The 16,457-nt window shown below is 71.7% G+C and carries 17 protein-coding genes; 12 read left to right on the top strand and 5 right to left on the bottom strand.

From position 1 onward, the window contains the following. Positions 1 to 98 precede the first annotated feature (98 nt). Positions 99 to 1,079, top strand: coding sequence for a carbohydrate kinase family protein (locus tag FRAAL_RS22355; protein WP_041939644.1), 981 nt, complete (start codon positions 99 to 101; stop codon positions 1,077 to 1,079). Positions 1,080 to 1,155: 76 nt separating this feature from the next. Here FRAAL_RS22355 and FRAAL_RS22350 read toward each other — a convergent pair whose 3' ends face one another. Continuing rightward, the gene (locus tag FRAAL_RS22350) at positions 1,156 to 1,440 is read right to left on the bottom strand and encodes a sulfurtransferase TusA family protein (RefSeq protein ID WP_083866885.1); all 285 of its coding nucleotides are present in this window, start codon (positions 1,438 to 1,440) and stop codon (positions 1,156 to 1,158) included. A gap of 246 nt (positions 1,441 to 1,686) precedes the next feature. Beyond that, on the bottom strand, positions 1,687 to 2,835 hold the full coding sequence (locus tag FRAAL_RS22345; RefSeq protein ID WP_041939643.1) for a cysteine desulfurase family protein: 1,149 nt from the start codon (positions 2,833 to 2,835) through the stop codon (positions 1,687 to 1,689). Positions 2,836 to 3,080: 245 nt separating this feature from the next. On the opposite strand from FRAAL_RS22345, the gene ctaC reads away from it, so the two are divergent. From ctaC to ctaF, 3 genes are read left to right on the top strand one after another with little or no spacing between them, the layout of a single operon-like run. Further along, positions 3,081 to 4,055 (top strand): aa3-type cytochrome oxidase subunit II, encoded by a 975-nt coding sequence (gene ctaC / locus FRAAL_RS22340; RefSeq protein WP_041939642.1) that lies wholly within the window; start codon positions 3,081 to 3,083, stop codon positions 4,053 to 4,055. Further along, a complete protein-coding gene (gene ctaD / locus FRAAL_RS22335; protein WP_041939641.1) occupies positions 4,052 to 5,734 on the top strand; it encodes an aa3-type cytochrome oxidase subunit I in 1,683 nt (560 codons plus the stop codon). The genes ctaC and ctaD overlap by 4 nt, the downstream gene beginning before the upstream one ends. A 14-nt stretch (positions 5,735 to 5,748) precedes the next feature. Continuing rightward, positions 5,749 to 6,150, top strand: coding sequence for an aa3-type cytochrome oxidase subunit IV (ctaF, locus tag FRAAL_RS22330; protein ID WP_041939640.1), 402 nt, complete (start codon positions 5,749 to 5,751; stop codon positions 6,148 to 6,150). Positions 6,151 to 6,292: 142 nt separating this feature from the next. Here the strand turns inward: ctaF and trpD are convergent, their stop codons facing one another. After that, on the bottom strand, positions 6,293 to 7,402 hold the full coding sequence (gene trpD / locus FRAAL_RS22325) for an anthranilate phosphoribosyltransferase (protein WP_011606228.1): 1,110 nt from the start codon (positions 7,400 to 7,402) through the stop codon (positions 6,293 to 6,295). 104 nt (positions 7,403 to 7,506) lie between these two features. Further along, positions 7,507 to 7,935: a response regulator gene (locus tag FRAAL_RS22320; RefSeq protein WP_011606227.1), complete on the bottom strand. Its 429-nt coding sequence runs from the start codon at positions 7,933 to 7,935 to the stop codon at positions 7,507 to 7,509. A gap of 431 nt (positions 7,936 to 8,366) precedes the next feature. Here FRAAL_RS22320 and FRAAL_RS22315 point away from each other — a divergent pair, with 431 nt between their 5' ends. The 4 genes from FRAAL_RS22315 (at position 8,367) to FRAAL_RS32010 (ending at position 10,777) form a co-directional block, all read left to right on the top strand. Further along, positions 8,367 to 8,846, top strand: coding sequence for a Fur family transcriptional regulator (locus tag FRAAL_RS22315; protein WP_050997216.1), 480 nt, complete (start codon positions 8,367 to 8,369; stop codon positions 8,844 to 8,846). Then, complete coding sequence (locus FRAAL_RS22310; protein ID WP_011606224.1) at positions 8,833 to 9,273, top strand: rubrerythrin family protein; 441 nt, start codon at positions 8,833 to 8,835, stop codon at positions 9,271 to 9,273. The genes FRAAL_RS22315 and FRAAL_RS22310 overlap by 14 nt, the downstream gene beginning before the upstream one ends. A gap of 134 nt (positions 9,274 to 9,407) precedes the next feature. Then, the gene (locus FRAAL_RS22305) at positions 9,408 to 10,004 is read left to right on the top strand and encodes a DUF3501 family protein (protein ID WP_011606223.1); all 597 of its coding nucleotides are present in this window, start codon (positions 9,408 to 9,410) and stop codon (positions 10,002 to 10,004) included. A gap of 200 nt (positions 10,005 to 10,204) precedes the next feature. Beyond that, positions 10,205 to 10,777: an SseB family protein gene (locus tag FRAAL_RS32010; RefSeq protein WP_011606222.1), complete on the top strand. Its 573-nt coding sequence runs from the start codon at positions 10,205 to 10,207 to the stop codon at positions 10,775 to 10,777. Positions 10,778 to 10,987: 210 nt separating this feature from the next. Here the strand turns inward: FRAAL_RS32010 and FRAAL_RS22295 are convergent, their stop codons facing one another. Continuing rightward, positions 10,988 to 11,479 carry a hypothetical protein gene (locus FRAAL_RS22295; RefSeq protein WP_011606221.1) on the bottom strand — a complete coding sequence of 164 codons (492 nt, stop codon included), beginning with the start codon at positions 11,477 to 11,479 and terminating at the stop codon, positions 10,988 to 10,990. Positions 11,480 to 11,916: 437 nt separating this feature from the next. Here FRAAL_RS22295 and ctaE point away from each other — a divergent pair, with 437 nt between their 5' ends. The 4 genes from ctaE to qcrB are packed head-to-tail and all read left to right on the top strand — an operon-like array spanning position 11,917 to position 16,416. After that, positions 11,917 to 12,555, top strand: coding sequence for an aa3-type cytochrome oxidase subunit III (gene ctaE, locus FRAAL_RS22290; RefSeq protein ID WP_041939639.1), 639 nt, complete (start codon positions 11,917 to 11,919; stop codon positions 12,553 to 12,555). A 5-nt stretch (positions 12,556 to 12,560) separates the two neighbouring features. Further along, complete coding sequence (qcrC, locus tag FRAAL_RS22285; protein WP_041940874.1) at positions 12,561 to 13,475, top strand: cytochrome bc1 complex diheme cytochrome c subunit; 915 nt, start codon at positions 12,561 to 12,563, stop codon at positions 13,473 to 13,475. Beyond that, on the top strand, positions 13,472 to 14,806 hold the full coding sequence (gene qcrA / locus FRAAL_RS22280; protein WP_041939638.1) for a cytochrome bc1 complex Rieske iron-sulfur subunit: 1,335 nt from the start codon (positions 13,472 to 13,474) through the stop codon (positions 14,804 to 14,806). Before qcrC ends, qcrA begins: the two co-directional genes overlap by 4 nt. After that, entirely contained in the window at positions 14,803 to 16,416 is a 1,614-nt protein-coding gene (gene qcrB / locus FRAAL_RS22275) for a cytochrome bc1 complex cytochrome b subunit (protein ID WP_011606217.1), read from the top strand. Before qcrA ends, qcrB begins: the two co-directional genes overlap by 4 nt. Positions 16,417 to 16,457: the final 41 nt, after the last annotated feature.

Below are 16,457 nucleotides of genomic sequence, written 5' to 3'. Positions count from 1 at the left end.
CCGGTCCGACCCACCACGGTCGGGCCGGGCTTCGTGCGTCTCCCCGCGGCGGCGGGGGCTGTTCCGGACCGCCACAGGTGCCGGTAGGCTCCACGATCGTGCGTATCGCCGTGACGGGTTCCATTGCCACCGACCACCTCATGCGCTTCCCGGGCCGTTTCGCCGAGCAGCTGCTCGCCGATCAGCTCCACAGCGTGTCGCTGTCCTTCCTCGTCGACGAACTCGTGATCCGCCGCGGTGGGACCGCGGCCAACATCGCGTTCGGTCTCGGCCAGCTCGGCCTGCACCCGATCCTCGTCGGTGCCGTCGGGGAGGACTTCGCCGACTACCGCTCCTGGCTCGACCGGCACGGCGTGGACACCACCACCATCCGGGTCAGTGAGATCGCGCACACGGCCCGCTTCGTCTGCACCACCGACGAGGATCTCAACCAGATCGCCTCCTTCTACCCGGGGGCGATGAACGAGGCCGCCGAGATCGAGCTCGGGCCGATCGCGGACCGCTTCGGCGGCCTGGACGTCGTGATCATCAGCCCGAACGCGCCGGACGCGATGGTGCGCCACAGCCGGGAGTGCCGCGAGCGCGGTTACGCCTTCGCCGCCGACCCGTCCCAGCAGCTGGCGCTGCTGGCGGGCCCGCAGATCCGCGAGCTCGTCGACGGTGCGGCCTACCTGTTCTGCAACGAGTACGAGAAGGCGCTGCTGGCCAGCAAGTCCGGCTGGAGCGACGCGGAGATCCTGGCGAAGGTCGGCGTGCGGGTCACCACCCACGGCAAGGACGGCGTGGTGATCGAGGCGCCGGAGAGCGACCCGATCCGCGTCCCCGTGGTGCCCGCCCGGGCCACTCCGGACCCGACGGGCGTCGGCGACGCGTTCCGTTCCGGGTTCTTCGCCGGGCTGTCCTGGGAGCTGCCGCTCGAACGCTCCGCCCAGGTCGGCTGCCTGCTCGCGACCCTGGTGCTGGAGACCGTCGGCACGCAGGAGTACACCGCCGAGCCGTCCGACATGCTCAAGCGGATCACCGAGGCCTACGGCGCCGACGCGGCCGCCGAGATCGCCGAGCACCTGCCCGCGGTCTGAACCGGCCGAACCGGCCGGCGGGCCGAACCGAGCGGCCGGCTGAACCGGCCGGCGGGCCGAACCGCGGGCCGCTCGATCAGGCCAGGCGACGGATGACGAACTCCTCGCCGCCGCCCGGCAGCGCGCGCACCGTCACCAGTTCCTGACCCCGCAGCCGGCACCAGGCCGCCACGTCCGGGCCCGCCGCCGGATCGTCGGCCCAGAGGGCGATCGTGGCGCCGGGCACCAACGAGGCGAACGCACGGGCGAGGTCGATGATCGGCAGTGGGCAGCGCCGACCACGCGAGTCCACCGTCGCCGCCGGCGCGGCGATGTCCCGATCGGGGTTCGTGCCGGCGTCCGCCGGCCCGTCCACGGTCATCCGCCGCTCACCTCCCGAGGCCCTGAGCGGGCAGGTCACCGGCCGTTCCGGGCCGGGCCGGGCGTCGGTGGATCCGGGTGACGTTGGTCGCCCGCCGCGCCGGGTCCGCCGTCCCGATCCGGACGGCCACACGTCGCGTCGTCCCGGGCCGTCCGGTCACAGCCTGTCCGGTCACAGCCCGTCCCGTCCCGGGCCGTCCGGTCACTGCCCGACCCGTCACGACCCGTCCCGTCACAGCCTGTCCGGTCACAGCCCGTCCGCTCCCAGGCGCGCCCGCACGGTCCGTACGACGCCCGGCAGAACGTCGAGGAGCGCGTCGAGATCGGCCCGGGTGGAGTCGCGGCCGAAGGACACGCGCAGGTTCCCGTGGGTCAGCGCGCCCATCGCGACCAGCACGTGACTCGGGGTCAGAGTGTCGGAGGTGCAGCTCGACCCGGAGCTGACCGCGATGCCGGCCCGGTCCAGCTCGGTCAGCAGCGCCTCGCCCTCGACGTACAGGCAGGAGAACGCGGTGATGTGCGGCACGGTCGGAGCCTGGTCCGGATCCCCGAGCAGCTCCACTCCGTCGACGAGCTCGGGCAGCCGGCGCCGCAGGTCGCGGACGTAGCCGGCCAGCCGCGGGCCCTCCGCCGCGAGTTCCGCGGCGCGGGCGGCCAGCGCGGCGGCGGCGGCCACGATCGACGGGACGTCGGGGTAGCCGGCGACCCGCCCGCCCTCGCGCTCGTCGGCCGGCCCAGGGCTGCGCCAGCGGGTTCCCGTGCGCACCGCGAGGATGCCGACCCCGGCCGGGCCGCCGAACTTGTGGGCGCTGGCGGTCAGCAGGTCCGCGCCGAGCGCGCCCAGGTCGACGGGCACCCGGCCGACGGTCACGGCGGCGTCGGTGTGCAGGGGGACGCCCGTGGCGTGCAGCCGCTGGGCGACCTCGGCGACCGGCTGGAGGGTGCCGACCTCGTGGTTTGCGTGCTGGAGGCTGGCCACGGCGGTACCGGGAGGTGGCGCGAAGGCCGCCGGATCGACGCGCCCGAAGCGGTCGACCCCCACCTCGACGAGCCGCCCGCCGGCCTGTTCGTGGTGCTGCGCCGCATGCAGCACGCTGGAGTGCTCGACCGCGCTCACCATGATCAGATCGCCGGCGCGGCGGCGGGCGGACGCGGTGCCGAGCAGCGCGAGCGTGGCCGCCGCGGTCCCGCTTGCCGCGAAGCTGATCTCGTCGGGCCGGGCGCCGAGAACGCCCGCGACGGTCTCGCGGGCGGCGTCCAGCAGCATCCGGGCGCGCCGGCCCTCCCGGTAGAGCCGCGCCGGATCCGCCCAGCCGTCCTGGAGCGCCACCCCGAGCGCCTCCCGGGCCGCGGGATGCAGGGGGGTGGTCGACGCGTGGTCGAGATAGGCCGACACGGCTGCGACGCTACGCCGTGACGGGTCCTGGGGGGCGTGCGTCACAGGCCCTTGATGGGGCCTGTGGCGAGAAGCTGTCGGGCCGCTGAGATACGCTGCTGCCGCACCATCTACAGCGTGTCGAAGACAGCATGTCGTCCGGAGGGATCGACCGGGGTGACATGGCGTTTCTGGGGTCTCGCGGATGGCGGCGGACAGCCTCCGCCCCGTCGACGCGGGCCGCTAGTCGTGGGAGGCAGGACCTGGTGAGGAGATCCTTCGGTCGGACCCGGCCGTCGGTCGCGGATGTCGAGGACACGCCGACGACGCCGGCTGACTCCGGCAGTGCGGGCGGGGTCGCGAACGACGCGGTCGAGGCGGTTGGCACGGTCGGCGCCCATGGGAGGCGACGGGCGCGGCCGGTGCGCCGACCCCTGCGCCTGGTCGGCGCGCTCGCCGTCGTGGGGATCGCGGCGACCGCCTGCGACAGACCCAACTTCGGCTACCCGGATGGTGTGACCAACCACACCCCGCGGCTGCTCAACATCTGGCAGGGCTCGGCGATCGCCGCGCTCGTCGTCGGCGTGATCGTCTGGGGCATGATCCTCTACGCGGTCGTCGCCTTCCGCAAGCGCAGCGACGTGCTCCCGCGCCAGATCCGCTACAACCTGCCCGTCGAAATCCTGTACACCGTCATACCCGTCGTGATCGTCGGGGCGATGTTCTTCTACACCGCCCGCGACGAGTCGAAGGTCACGAAGCTCTCGGCCAAGCCGGATGTCACGGTGGACGTCATCGGCTTCCGGTGGAACTGGCAGTTCAAGTACATCGACCCCGGCGCCGGTCACACGGGGCCGAACCAGATCGAGGTCACCGGCCGGCCCGGTGAGCCCGCGGTGCTGGTCCTGCCGCAGAACCGCTCCATCCGGTTCGTGGAGACCTCACCGGACGTCATCCACTCCTTCTGGGTGCCCGAGTTCCTGTTCAAGCGGGACGTCGTGCCCGGTCGGATCAACCAGTTCGAGCTCACGGTGACCAAGACCGGTACCTTCATCGGTCGGTGCGCCGAGCTCTGCGGGACCGACCACGACCGGATGAACTTCTACGTGAAGGTCGTGCCGCAGGACGAGTACGACAGGTTCATCTCGGAGCGGCAGAACGCGTCTGTTCCGTCGACGTCCGCCGGGACGACGACCGCCGCCAGCACCGCAACCACCGCCACCACCGGGAGCGGACAGTGACCCTCGTGCAAGAGTCGGGCGTCGGCCACGCCGAGCCCGAGCAACCCCACCTACCCAAGCGGACGAACCTGCTCGGCTACCTGCGTACGACGTCCCACAAGGACATCGCGGTCATGTACTTCGTGACCTCGTTCGCGTTCTTCCTCTTCGCCGGCATCCTGGCCGTCATGATGCGGGCGGAGCTCGCGCGGCCGGGCCTGCAGTACTTCTCCAACGAGCAGTACAACCAGTTGTTCACGATGCACGGCACGCTCATGCTGCTGATGTTCGCGACGCCGATCGCGTTCGCCTACGCGAACTTCCTGGTGCCGCTGCAGATCGGCTCGCCGGACGTCGCCTTCCCGCGGCTGAACGCGCTGTCCTACTGGTTCTTCCTGTTCGGCAGCCTCACGGTGGTGGCCGGGTTCCTCACCCCGAACGGCGCGGCGTCGTTCGGGTGGTTCGCCTACTCGCCGCTGAACAACGAGATCTACTCGCCCGGGGCGGGCTCGGACCTGTGGATCGTCGGCCTGACGGTGTCCGGTCTCGGCACCATCCTCGGCGCCGTCAACATGATCACCACGATCCTGACGCTGCGCGCGCCCGGCATGACGATGTTCCGGCTGCCGATCTTCTGCTGGAACTTCCTGGTCACCTCGATCCTCGTGCTGGTCGCGTTCCCGGTGCTCGCCGCGGCGCTGCTGGCCCTGGAGGCCGACCGCCGGTTCGGTGCGCACGTGTTCGACGCCGCGAACGGCGGGGCGCTGCTCTGGCAGCACCTGTTCTGGTTCTTCGGCCATCCCGAGGTCTACATCCTCGCGCTGCCGTTCTTCGGGATCATCAGCGAGATCCTGCCGGTGTTCTCCCGTAAGCCGCTGTTCGGCTACAAGGGCCTCGTCTTCGCCACCATCGGCATCGGCGCCCTGTCGATCGCGGTGTGGGCGCACCACATGTACGTCACCGGCGCGGTGCTGCTGCCGTTCTTCGCCTTCCTGTCGTTCCTGATCGCGGTGCCGACCGGCATCAAGTTCTTCAACTGGATCGGCACGATGTGGCGCGGGCAGCTCACCTTCGAGACGCCGATGCTGTTCAGCCTCGGCTTCCTGGTGACCTTCCTGTTCGGCGGGTTGACCGGGGTGCTGCTGGCCAGCCCGCCGATCGACTTCCACGTCAGCGACAGCTACTTCGTCGTCGCCCACTTCCACTACGTGATCTTCGGAACCGTCGTGTTCGCCGCCTACGCCGGCACCTACTTCTGGTTCCCGAAGGTCACCGGCCGGATGATGAACGACCGGCTCGGGAAGATCCACTTCTGGACCGTGTTCTTCGGCTTCCACGCCACGTTCCTGGTGCAGCACTGGCTGGGTCTGCGCGGGATGCCGCGGCGCTACGCCGACTACTCGCCGACCGACGGCTTCACCACCCTGAACACGTTCTCCTCGGCGGGGTCGTTCCTGCTGGCCCTGTCGACGCTGCCGTTCATCTACAACCTGTGGCACTCGTACCGCAAGGGCCAGCTCGCCGTCGTCGACGATCCCTGGGGCTACGGCAACTCGCTGGAGTGGGCGACCTCCTGCCCGCCGCCGCGGCACAACTTCCGGACGCTGCCGCGGATCCGCTCCGAGCGGCCCGCGTTCGACCTGCACTTCCCGGCCACGGTGGGCCGGGTCGACTACCACGCGACACCCGAGATCGGTTAGGAGGCGGTGATCGTATGAAGGTGGAAGGCATCATCTTCAGCTTCTTCGGCGTCTTCGCCGGGGCTGCGGCGCTGGTCTACTGGTTCTGGGCGAAGGACCCGACCGGCACCGCGGCGCTCACGCTCACCACCGGGTTGGGCCTGCTGGTCGGCGGCTACCTCATCTTCACCGGCCGCCGGATCGGCATGCGCCCGCAGGACCTTCCGGACGCCGAGGTGGCGGACGGTGCCGGCGAGCTCGGGCACTTCACGCCGGGCAGCTACTACCCGTTCCTGATCGGCGCGAGCTCGGTGACGGCGGCGATGGGGCTCGTCTTCGGGATCTGGCTGCTCGTCCTCGGCCTGGCCATGGTCGTGGTGTTCGCGACCTGCCTCGTGTTCGAGAACTTCTGGCACCCCCCGGTGCCCGAGGACTGAGTCTCACCCCGCGGCCCGGGACACCTCCCGGGCCGCGCCCCGCGCACCTTCGGGGCCGGCAGATGCTTCGGCATCGGCCGGCCCCTTTCGCGTGCGCGCCCCGCCGCGGGTTCTCGCCGTGCCGGGGGTGGGGTGGGGCGGCTCAGCGGGCGATGGCCGCGGCTGCGGCGGCGGCCTGGCTGGCGTCCGTCCAGCGGTCCAGGACTGCGGCGGCGGCGCCGGAGTCGATGGCGTGGGCGGCCCGGGGCAGCGCTGCGGCGATCTGCTCGGTGATGGCGGCGTCGGTCGGCCCCGCCGCGGCGACCAGCGAGGCGGCGGCGGCAAGCAGCACCGTGTCGCGGACCGGCCCTGGCTCGCCGGCGAGCAGCGCGCGGGTGACGGCGGCGTTGTGCGGGGCGTCGGCGCCGCGTAGGACGGCGATGTCCGGCACGTGGATGCCGACGTCGCGGGGGTCGAACTGCTCGCGGCGCGGCGGCGCGGCCGTCTGGCCGGCCGCCTCGCCGGCGGCGGATGGCTGGCCGCCGGGGATCACCCAGATGGTGGACGTGGTCGTCGGGGTGAGCTCGTCGAGGCCGTCGTCGCCGCGGAAGACCAGCGCCCGGGTGCCGCGGTCGGCGAGGACCTGGGCGACGACCGGCGCGAGGCGGGCGTCGGCGACCCCGACGGCCTGCGCGCCCGGCTCGGCCGGGTTGGTCAGCGGACCGAGGATGTTGAAGGCCGTCGGCACGCCGATCTCGGCGCGGGGGCCGCCGACATGCCGCATCGCCGGGTGGAAGATCCTGGCAAAGCAGAAGGCGATGCCGGCCGCCCGCAGGCATGCCTCGACCCCGGCCGGCGGCAGGTCGATGGCGACTCCGAGCTCGGCGAGCAGGTCGGCCGAGCCGCAGGCGGACGACGCGGCCCGGTTGCCGTGCTTGATCACGGGCACGCCCGCTCCGGCCACGACGAGGGCCGCCATCGTGGACAGGTTGACCGTGTTCGACCGATCGCCGCCCGTCCCGCAGGTGTCCACCGCGCGTGCCCGGATCTCGTCGGGGATGCGTAGCGGGGCGGCGTGGGCGCGCATCGCCGCGATCAGGCCGCCGATCTCGGCCGGTGTCTCGCCCTTGGCTCGCAGCGCCACCGCGAACCCGGCGATCTGGGCCGGGGTGGCGGCGCCGGCCATGATCTGGTCCATGGCCCAGGCCGTCCGCGCGGAGTCCAGGGACTCGCGGGCGAGCAGGGCGCCGATCAGCTCCGGCCAGCTCGCCACCGCCGAGGCCGAGCCGGCGGGTGGCCCGGCAAGTGGCCCGGGCCCGGCCAGCGGCCCGGTGGGTGACACGGCGGGCGGCACGGTGGCCTCGATGGTCATCGGTGTCAGCCGGCGAGCTGGGCGCCCGTCAGCGGCCGCCGGGCCGCCGCGCCGCCGGCCCGTGCGCGCAGCAGCGTGACGACGGCCTCGGTGAGCCGGCCGGGGTCGACCGGGTGGGCGACGACGGCGTCGGCCTGCGACCAGGTGGCCAGCCACCGGTCGTCGGCGCGCGCGACGAGCAGGACCGTCGGCGGGCAGTCGGCCACCTCGTTCTTCAACTGGCGGCACAGGCCCATGCCGCCGGTGGGGGTGGCCTCGCCGTCGAAGATGCAGAGATCGGCCTCGTGGTGATCGACGACGTCGATCGCCGCGGCCGCGTCCGCGGCCTCGACGAACTCCAGCGGGCCGAGGTCGGCGGCGGGCAGTCGACCGATCGCGGCGATGACGCGCGCGCGCACGTCGGCGCGGTCGGCGTAGACGAGGACTGTGCTCATGGCGTCCACGGCCTTTCGCATCAGGTGGCCACCGCCGACCGGCGGCCCGGGGCGGACCGCCGCTCCCCGCCGCGACCGCGACCGGACCCGCGCGGGGCGGGCGATCGCGGGCGAGCGGGAGCGACCGGATGACCGGCGCGATCCGCTCCGAAGATTACCCGGTCGTGGGGTCACGTCACGCCGTCACGCCGTTGTCCACCCGGTCCGCGGCCACGGGTGTGCCGGGCCGGCCCGCCGCGTGCGTCGGTGGCCGGAGCGGTTGCCAGGAGTCGGGAACAGTTGCCAGGAGGCGGGAACAGTTGCCAGGAGGCGGGAACATCGGTGATAGTGAGAGTCGTTCTCAACCAGCGGAGCCCTCCGTCGGCACGGTCGCCGGGCGTTCGCCCGCAGGCACGGGCGGCGGGTTCCGCTGCGACCGACGGGCGTGATCCATGACCGACCTGGCTGATCTTCGACTGACCCCGCAACGGATGGCCGTTCTGGAGGTCCTACGGGCCGCCGACGACCATCCCACCGCGGCCGAGGTGTACGAGCGGGTACGCCGTGCCTCGCCGCGAATCGGCAGCGCTACGGTGTACCGCACCCTCGCGCTGCTGGTGTCGACCGGTCGGGCGCTGGAACTCAACCTGGGCGACGGCGCGGCGGCCCGGTACGACGCCAACACCCGCCGCCACGACCACGCGGTCTGCGACGGCTGTGGCCGCGCGGTCGACATCGATCACCCCGTGCCGGACGGAATGATGGCGGAGATCGCCCGTCGCTCGGGCTTCGCCATCACCGGCTACGACCTGCAGTTCCGGGGCATGTGCCCGGACTGTCAGGCGAACGGCTCCGATCCGGCCCGCGCCGCGGGCGGGACCGGCCCGACAGTGAACACCCACGCCAAAGGAGCGCTTCATGCCGAAGCTTGACGGCACCAAGACCCACGAGAACCTCAAGGAGGCGTTCGCCGGCGAGAGCCAGGCCAACCGGCGCTACCTGTACTTCGCCCGCCGTGCCGACATCGAGGGTCTGACCGACGCCTCGTCGCTGTTCCGCGACACCGCGGAGGGCGAGACCGGGCACGCCTTCGGGCACCTGGAGTTCCTCGCCGAGGTCGGCGACCCGGCCACCGGCGAGCCGCTCGGCACCACCGCCAAGAACCTGGCCAGCGCCGTGGCCGGCGAGACCTACGAGTTCACCGCCATGTACCCCGGCTTCGCGAAGACCGCCCGCGAGGAGGGCTTCGAGGAGATCGCGGACTGGTTCTCGACCCTCGCCCGCGCCGAGAAGACCCACGCCGGCCGGTTCAAGAAGGCCCTCGACGCCCTCAACGCCGAGGAGACCGCCGACGCCTGATCGGCGCCTGCGCACCACGTCGGTGGCCGGCTCCGGGCATCCTTCCGCCGGAGCCGGCCATCGCCGTGCTCTACCCCCGACGTGTTCTACCCCCGACGACACCCACTCCACGCTTCCGGACAGGAGGCCGCGCCATGGCGCTGACCGTCGCCGACATCACCACCGACCACCAGGCGTACGCGGAGAGCCGCCCGCAGCTGCGCCGCCAGATGCTTCCCGTGCGCGCCGAGCGCCGCGTCCGGGTCGGCGACATCGTCCTCGCCGAGTTCGAGAACGAGCAGACCCTGCGCTACCAGGTGCAGGAGATGGTCTACACCGAGCGACTGACGGCGTCTGCCGACGTCGCCCACGAGATCGAGGCGTACTCCCGCCTGCTGCCCGGCAGCCACGTCCTGACCGCCACCGTGTTCATCGAGCTCAACGTGCTCGAGACGGTGCGCGAGGAGCTCAGCCGCCTCGCCGGCCTGCAGCACAGCCTGGCCCTGGAGATCGGCGGGACCCGCGTCGCGGGGGAGGAGATCCCCGGCCTCGACGAGGACCCCGACGTCCCGTCCGAGACGGTCTCCGTCCACATGGTCCGCTTCGTGCTCACCGACGAGCTGCGCGACGCCTTCCGCGATCCGGACGTCCCCGCCGAACTCGTCGTCGACCACGCCGAGTACAGCGACTCCACCCCCCTGACCGGCGCCACCCGCCGCGCCCTCATCGCCGACCTCGCCCTGCGCCCCTGACCGACCCGCCGTCCCTCGTGCGGGCCACCGATCCGGGGAACAGGTAGTCGAGGAAGCAGGAGGTCGATGGGCCGCTGGGGGCGGCCGGCGAGATTTGTCGGGGGCCATCCGTTCGGAGCGCCCGCGACCGGGTACGCGAAGGGCTTACGGCACTTACGGCACTCACGTCAGCACGTTCATCCACGTCAAGGGAGTCACCCGTGACCGATGACCAGCTACGTCCCGACCTCGCGTCCGCCGGCTCACCAGCTCCCGACCTGTCCCGCGGCGCTTCGGACCCGTCCCGCGCAGTCCCCGGCCGCGACCCGGACTTCGCCGGCGCGAACGGCGGCGCCCCCGGGCCGGCCGGGGGTACCGGGCGGGGGCCGACGGCCGGTGGCCGGGCGTCCGAGCAGGGCGCGGCGGCGCTCGACGCGCTGCACCGTCTGGCCGACGGGGAGGACGAGCGTTCCGCGCTCGGTGACCTCGCCCTCGCGGACGTCCTGCTCCCCGACCTCGGCGACGAGATCACCGACCTCTCCGAGGAGAGCGAGGTTCTGCAACTTCCCGTTGCGGAGCGTCAGGACGGCACTCAGTTCGTCCCGACGTTCACCTCCGAGCAGCGCCTGACCGAGGCCCTGCCCGACGTCGCCCGCTACCGCACGGTGCAGATCGCGACCCTCGGTCGGATCTGGCCGTCGGACGACCTGCTGCTGGCGGTCGATCCGGGTTCCGAAGCCGGGATCGCCCTGCCGGCGGAGGGCCTGCGGGCACTCGCCGCCATGTCCGCCTGACCTCGTGGCCTCCGCCAGGCCGCACGCCTTCCGCCCGGGCGTGCGGCCGGCTCGGCTCACCTGTTCGGCAGGTCCCGTATCCCGCCGATCACCCACGGATGCTGAAGAACGGATGCTGAAGACCGGTCCGCCGGCAGTTCGGCCACAGGACAGCTACCCGCCGCGGCGCCTCCCGCGTGCCACCACCTGATCTCACGCGGGTGCGCGCTCTCACGGTGGGTTCGACGTCCGGGCGGGCGGCGGGGCCAGCGCCTGCCAGCCGAGGTAGACGACGGGCAGGCGGGTCTCCAGGCCCGTCATCCGGGCCCGCTCCTGGGCCACGGCCAGGATCGTCGGGACCACCTGGCGGGTCACGGCGAGCCGCTCGCCCAGCCGGTGGACCTCGTAGCCGTCCCGTTCGACCGCGGTCCTCAGCGCCGCCTCGCCTGCTCCGGAACTCGACGCTCCGGCGCCTTCGGGCGGTCCGGGCGTGTCGGGCTGGGCGGGCGTGTCGGGCTGGCCGGGCGCGTCGGAGGGGTCGGGCAGGGCGAACAGGTGGCGGAGTAGCACGGGGGCGTCGGCTGGGTGGCCGGCAGAGGCCAGGGCGGCCAGGGCCGGCCCCTCCCCGGCGGCCGGATCGAACGAGGAGGCGAGGACGGCGAGTGAGCCGTCGTCGACCAGGATCGGCGGCGGGGTGCGCCCGGACCGCCAGGGCCATCGCATCGAGAACCTCGAACTCCTTCCGGCCACCGGCCCGGCTCCGCTCCAGTCGGTCACCCTCTCGGCTCGGCGGTCGACTGGGTGCTCGCGGCGCCCGGTAGGCGCTCTGACCTGCCGTTTCGATCGGCTATGGCGGTCGCGCGACGCGCGGAGGGCCACGTGGGCCGTGCCGTCCGGCCCGGCTCCACCGGGCCGGGCGACCCGGCTCCTGAGGTGGACGTCCGACGGGTGAGGCACGCAACATCCGCCGGAAGGGCACCGGTCGTCATGGTTTTTTCGACCCCCGCCGCAGCGGCCCGAGGACCTGCGGTTTCCGCTGCGGCGCAGCGATTTGTGCGGTGGGTGGGGTGGTCCGCACGGGGCCTCGGGCCGGTCATCGACGCGTCGTAGTCCTACCGAACGTCGAACCTACGGTGGCGCCTGGAGCGTCGCGTGCCAGAATGACCGTCGTGGCCTCAGCCCCCGTCCTCGAGAAGGCTCCTCCACCACACCCGACGGCCAACCGTCCCTCGATGGTCTCGGTCGGCACGGTCGTGTGGCTGTCGTCGGAGCTGATGTTCTTCGCGTCCCTGTTCGCGATGTACTTCACGATCCGTTCGGTCAACAGCGGCAACTGGCCGCCCGTGACGGGTGATCCCGCCGGTTCCGAACACGGCCCCGTGGAGCTGCACGTCGGGTACGCGCTGTTCTTCACCGTGATCCTGGTGCTGTCCAGCGTCACCTGCCAGCTCGGGGTGTTCGCCGCCGAGCGCGGTGACGTCCACGGACTGCGGCGCTGGTACCTGGCATCGTTGATCATGGGCCTCGTCTTCGTTGGCGGCCAGGCGAACGAGTACTTCGGCGAAAACAAGTTCACGATGGCGTCGCACGCCTACGGCTCGGTGTACTACCTGACCACCGGGTTCCACGGGCTGCACGTCATCGGTGGTCTCGTCGCCTTCGTCATGGTGCTGGGCCGATCGACGTTCGGGCGCTTCACGCCGGAGAAGGCGACATCGGCGATCGTCGTGTCGTACTACTGGCACTTCGTCGACGTCGTCTGGATCGCCCTGTTCGCGACCATCTACCTCCTCCAGTGAGCGACATGACTGAAACCTCGGGCACACCGTCGGACACGCCGCCGGAAGCCTCGTCGGACTCCGCGCCGAGCGAGGTCGCGGCGCCGGTCGCCGCCACGAAGCGGTCCGCGCGCAAGCGCGACACGTCCGCGCGCAAGCGTGGTCCGTCCGCGCGCCGGCGCCGGAGATCCTCCGCCCTCGTCCTCGTGCTCGGCCTGATGGCCACCGGGGTGCTGTGGACGATGCTGGCTCCCAGTGGCAACGCCGCGCAGACGGCGGACGCCAACGAGGCCGTCCGGCAGGGTCGCGCCCTGTACCTGCAGGGCTGCTCGACCTGCCACGGCCTCGGCGCCCAGGGCTCGAACACCGGTCCCAGCCTCGTCGGTGTCGGCGCCGCCGCGGTGGACTTCCAGGTCTCGACCGGCCGCATGCCGCTGGCCGCCCCGGCCGCGCAGGCCGACCGCAAGCCGCCGATCTACTCGGCGACGCAGATCGACCAGCTCTCCGCGTACGTCGCGAGCCTCGGCGGTGGCCCGGAGGTGCCCAAGGTCACCGACAAGGAGCTCAGCGACGCAGACCTGGCTCACGGCGGCGAGCTCTACCGCGCCAACTGCGCGCAGTGCCACCAGGCCGTCGCCCAGGGTGCTCCGCTGACCTACGGTAAGTTTGCGCCCTCGCTGAGCGAGTCCACTCCGAAGCAGATCGTCGAGGCCATGCGCACGGGGCCGGAGTCCATGCCGGTCTTCGGGGACCGTCAGCTCAACGACGAGGACGCCGCCGCCGTGGCGGCCTACATCAAGCACCTGACCGACACCAAGAGCCCCGGTGGTTTCAGCCTCGGTAAGTACGGTCCGGTGCCCGAAGGGTTGCTGGCCATGCTGGTAGGCATTGGTGGCCTGCTCGTCGTGTGCCTGTGGATCGGAGCGAGGCAGAAGGTATGAGTGACCAGACGGGCCCGGGGACGCCGGGACCGGCGGGCTCGGGCGGAGGGGACCAGCCGGGCGACTCCGCCCAGGAACGCGTGCACTACGCGGGCTACCAGGGTGAGCCGGCAGACAAGTCGGACCAGGACTCGATGAGCAGCATCTTCAAGCGGGCCAAGCACCCGGTCGACACGTCGGGTGCCGCCGCCGGGGGGTCGGGGATCTCGGCCGGTGGACCGGACATCCCGGCCGGCACCTCCGACGGCCCGGAGGCCCTGGGCACCCCGCCGCACCAGACGGACTCCACCCGCGATCCCGAGACCACGGTGATGCGGACCGGCGACGCCGGGGTGGCGCAGCCGTCCTACGGCACGCACGCCGGCGGCGGTGGCGGGGTCACCGTCCGCCCGCCGCGCGCCGAGGACGTCGACCGCCGCGCCGAACGGCGGGCGGAGCGGCTGATCGCCTGCTGGTTCCTGATCTCGGTGGTCGGCACCGTCGGGTTCGTCATCACGAACTTCGTCGGTGACAAGCACCAGGCGTACTACACGCCGTGCCTCGGTTCGGCGCTCGGCCTGGCCGTCGGCGGGCTCGGCATCGGCATGATCCTGTGGGCCAAGCGGCTGATGCCGCACGAGCAGGCCGTCCAGGAGCGCCACGAGTTCACCTCCGCCAAGGAGGAGATCGCGGTCACCGAGGCGGAGATCACCGCCGGCTTCGCCGACACCGGTCTCGCCCGCTTCCCGCTGCTGCGACGCACCCTGCTGGGCGCCGGCACCGTGCTCGGTGGCCTGATCGTCGTGCCGCTGCTCAACCTGACCAACTCCAAGCCGGGCAAGAAGCTCGACCACACCTCCTGGGTGAAGGGCGCGCGCCTGGTCACCGAGGACGGCCGCCTGGTCAAGCTCGGCGACATCTCCATCGGCGGCATCGAGACGGTCTTCCCGGCCATCCCGGTGACCGAGTCGGACGGCACGACGACCTACAAGCCGAAGACCGACGTGCACACCAAGGCGGACAGCACCACGCTGCTCATCCGGCTGCCACCGGGGGTGGACCGGCCGCGCAAGGGGCGGGAGAACTGGTCCGTCGACGGCCACGTCGCCTACTCCAAGATCTGCTCGCACGCCGGCTGCCCGGTGAGCCTCTACGAGCAGCAGACCCACCACCTGCTCTGCCCCTGCCACCAGTCGGTCTTCGACGTGCTGGACGGCTGCCGGGCGATCTTCGGTCCGGCCAGCCGGTCGCTGCCGCAGCTGGCCATCGCCGTGGACGACGACGGATTCCTGTACGCCCGCAACGGTGACTACGACGAGCCGGTCGGTGCCGCCTTCTGGGAGCGCTCATGACAACCGCATCCCCACCGGAGTTCGTCAAGCGGCCGACCCCGGCCCGCAAGGCCAACCGCGCCATCGACGAGCGGTTCGGCACCCAGGCCGGGCTGCGGCGCAACCTGAACAAGGTCTTCCCCGACCACTGGTCGTTCATGATCGGGGAGATCGCGCTCTACAGCTTCATCGTCCTGCTGCTCACGGGCATCTACCTCACGCTGTTCTTCGACCCGTCGAACACCGAGGTCATCTACAACGGCTCCTACGTCCCGCTCAAGGGCGTGGAGATGAGCCGGGCGTACGCCTCGACGCTCGACATCAGCTTCGACACCCGGGCCGGACTGGTGTTCCGCCAGATCCACCACTGGGCCGCGCTGGTCTTCGTCGCGTCGATCGTCGTCCACCTGTTCCGGGTGTTCTTCACCGGCGCCTACCGCAAGCCGCGCGAGGTCAACTGGCTGATCGGGGTCGGCCTGCTGATCCTCGCCATCCTCGAGGGCTTCGCCGGCTACTCGCTGCCGGACGACCTGCTCTCCGGCACCGGTCTGCGGATCGCCGCCTCGATCGCCCAGTCCATCCCGATCATCGGGACGTGGGCGTCGTTCCTGGTGTTCAACGGCGAGTTCCCGGGTGACAACTTCCTGCCCCGGCTCTACGTGATCCATATTCTGCTGGTGCCCGGGGTGCTGCTCGCCCTCATCGGCGCGCACATGGGCATCCTGTGGCACCAGAAGCACACCGACTTCCCCGGCCCGGGCAAGACCGAGCACAACGTCGTCGGCCACCGGGTCTTCCCGGTGTTCGCGGTGAAGTCCGGCGGGTTCTTCATGATGGTCTTCGCGATGCTCGCCCTGCTCGGTGGCCTCGCGCAGATCAACCCGATCTGGATGTTCGGTCCGTACGACCCGTCGAAGGTCTCCTCGGCGTCCCAGCCCGACTGGTACATCGGCTTCCTCGACGGCTCGACCCGACTGATGCCACCGTGGGAGTTCCGCGGCCTCGGCCATACGGTCCCGGCCGTGTTCTGGCCGACGGCGGTCCTGCCCGGCATCCTGTTCACGCTGCTGGCGCTCTACCCGTTCCTGGAAGCCAGGTTCACCGGCGACACCAAGTCGTACAACCTGCTCCAGCGACCCCGGGAGGCGCCGACCAGGACAGCGCTCGGCGCGATGTCGATCAGCTTCTACCTGGTCCTGTGGATCTCGGGTGGTAACGACGTCATCGCGAAGACGTTCAGCATCTCGCTGAACGCGATGACGTGGGCCGGCCGCATCGGTCTGATCATCGTCCCGCCGATCGCGTACGCGATCACGAAGAAGATCTGCCTTGCCCTCCAGGCGAAGGACGCCGAGGTCGAGCACCACGGCATCGAGACCGGCATCATCCGCCAGCTCCCCAGCGGGGAGTTCGTGGAGGATCACCGGCCGAAGCCGACCCCGGTACCCGATCACCCGCTGGTCACGAACGACCGGTTCGCGCTGCCGTCGGCGAACGGCCACGGGGACGGGGACGGTCACGGCAAGGGCCTCGCCCGCCGCGCCGGCAAGGCCGTGGGTGGCTTCTTCGTCGAGGAGAAGGAGACCGGTCCGGGCGGTCCGAGCGCACCGGTCGGCGGCGGCAGGCACTGACGCCGGCACCGACTCCGTCAGCGCTGAGCTGACACCGGCCG

Origin of the sequence: Frankia alni ACN14a, assembly GCF_000058485.1 — a bacterium.
GTDB lineage: Bacteria > Actinomycetota > Actinomycetes > Frankiales > Frankiaceae > Frankia > Frankia alni.
The sequence above is the reverse complement of the archived record's forward strand: the minus strand, read 5'-3'. Positions and strand labels throughout refer to the sequence as shown.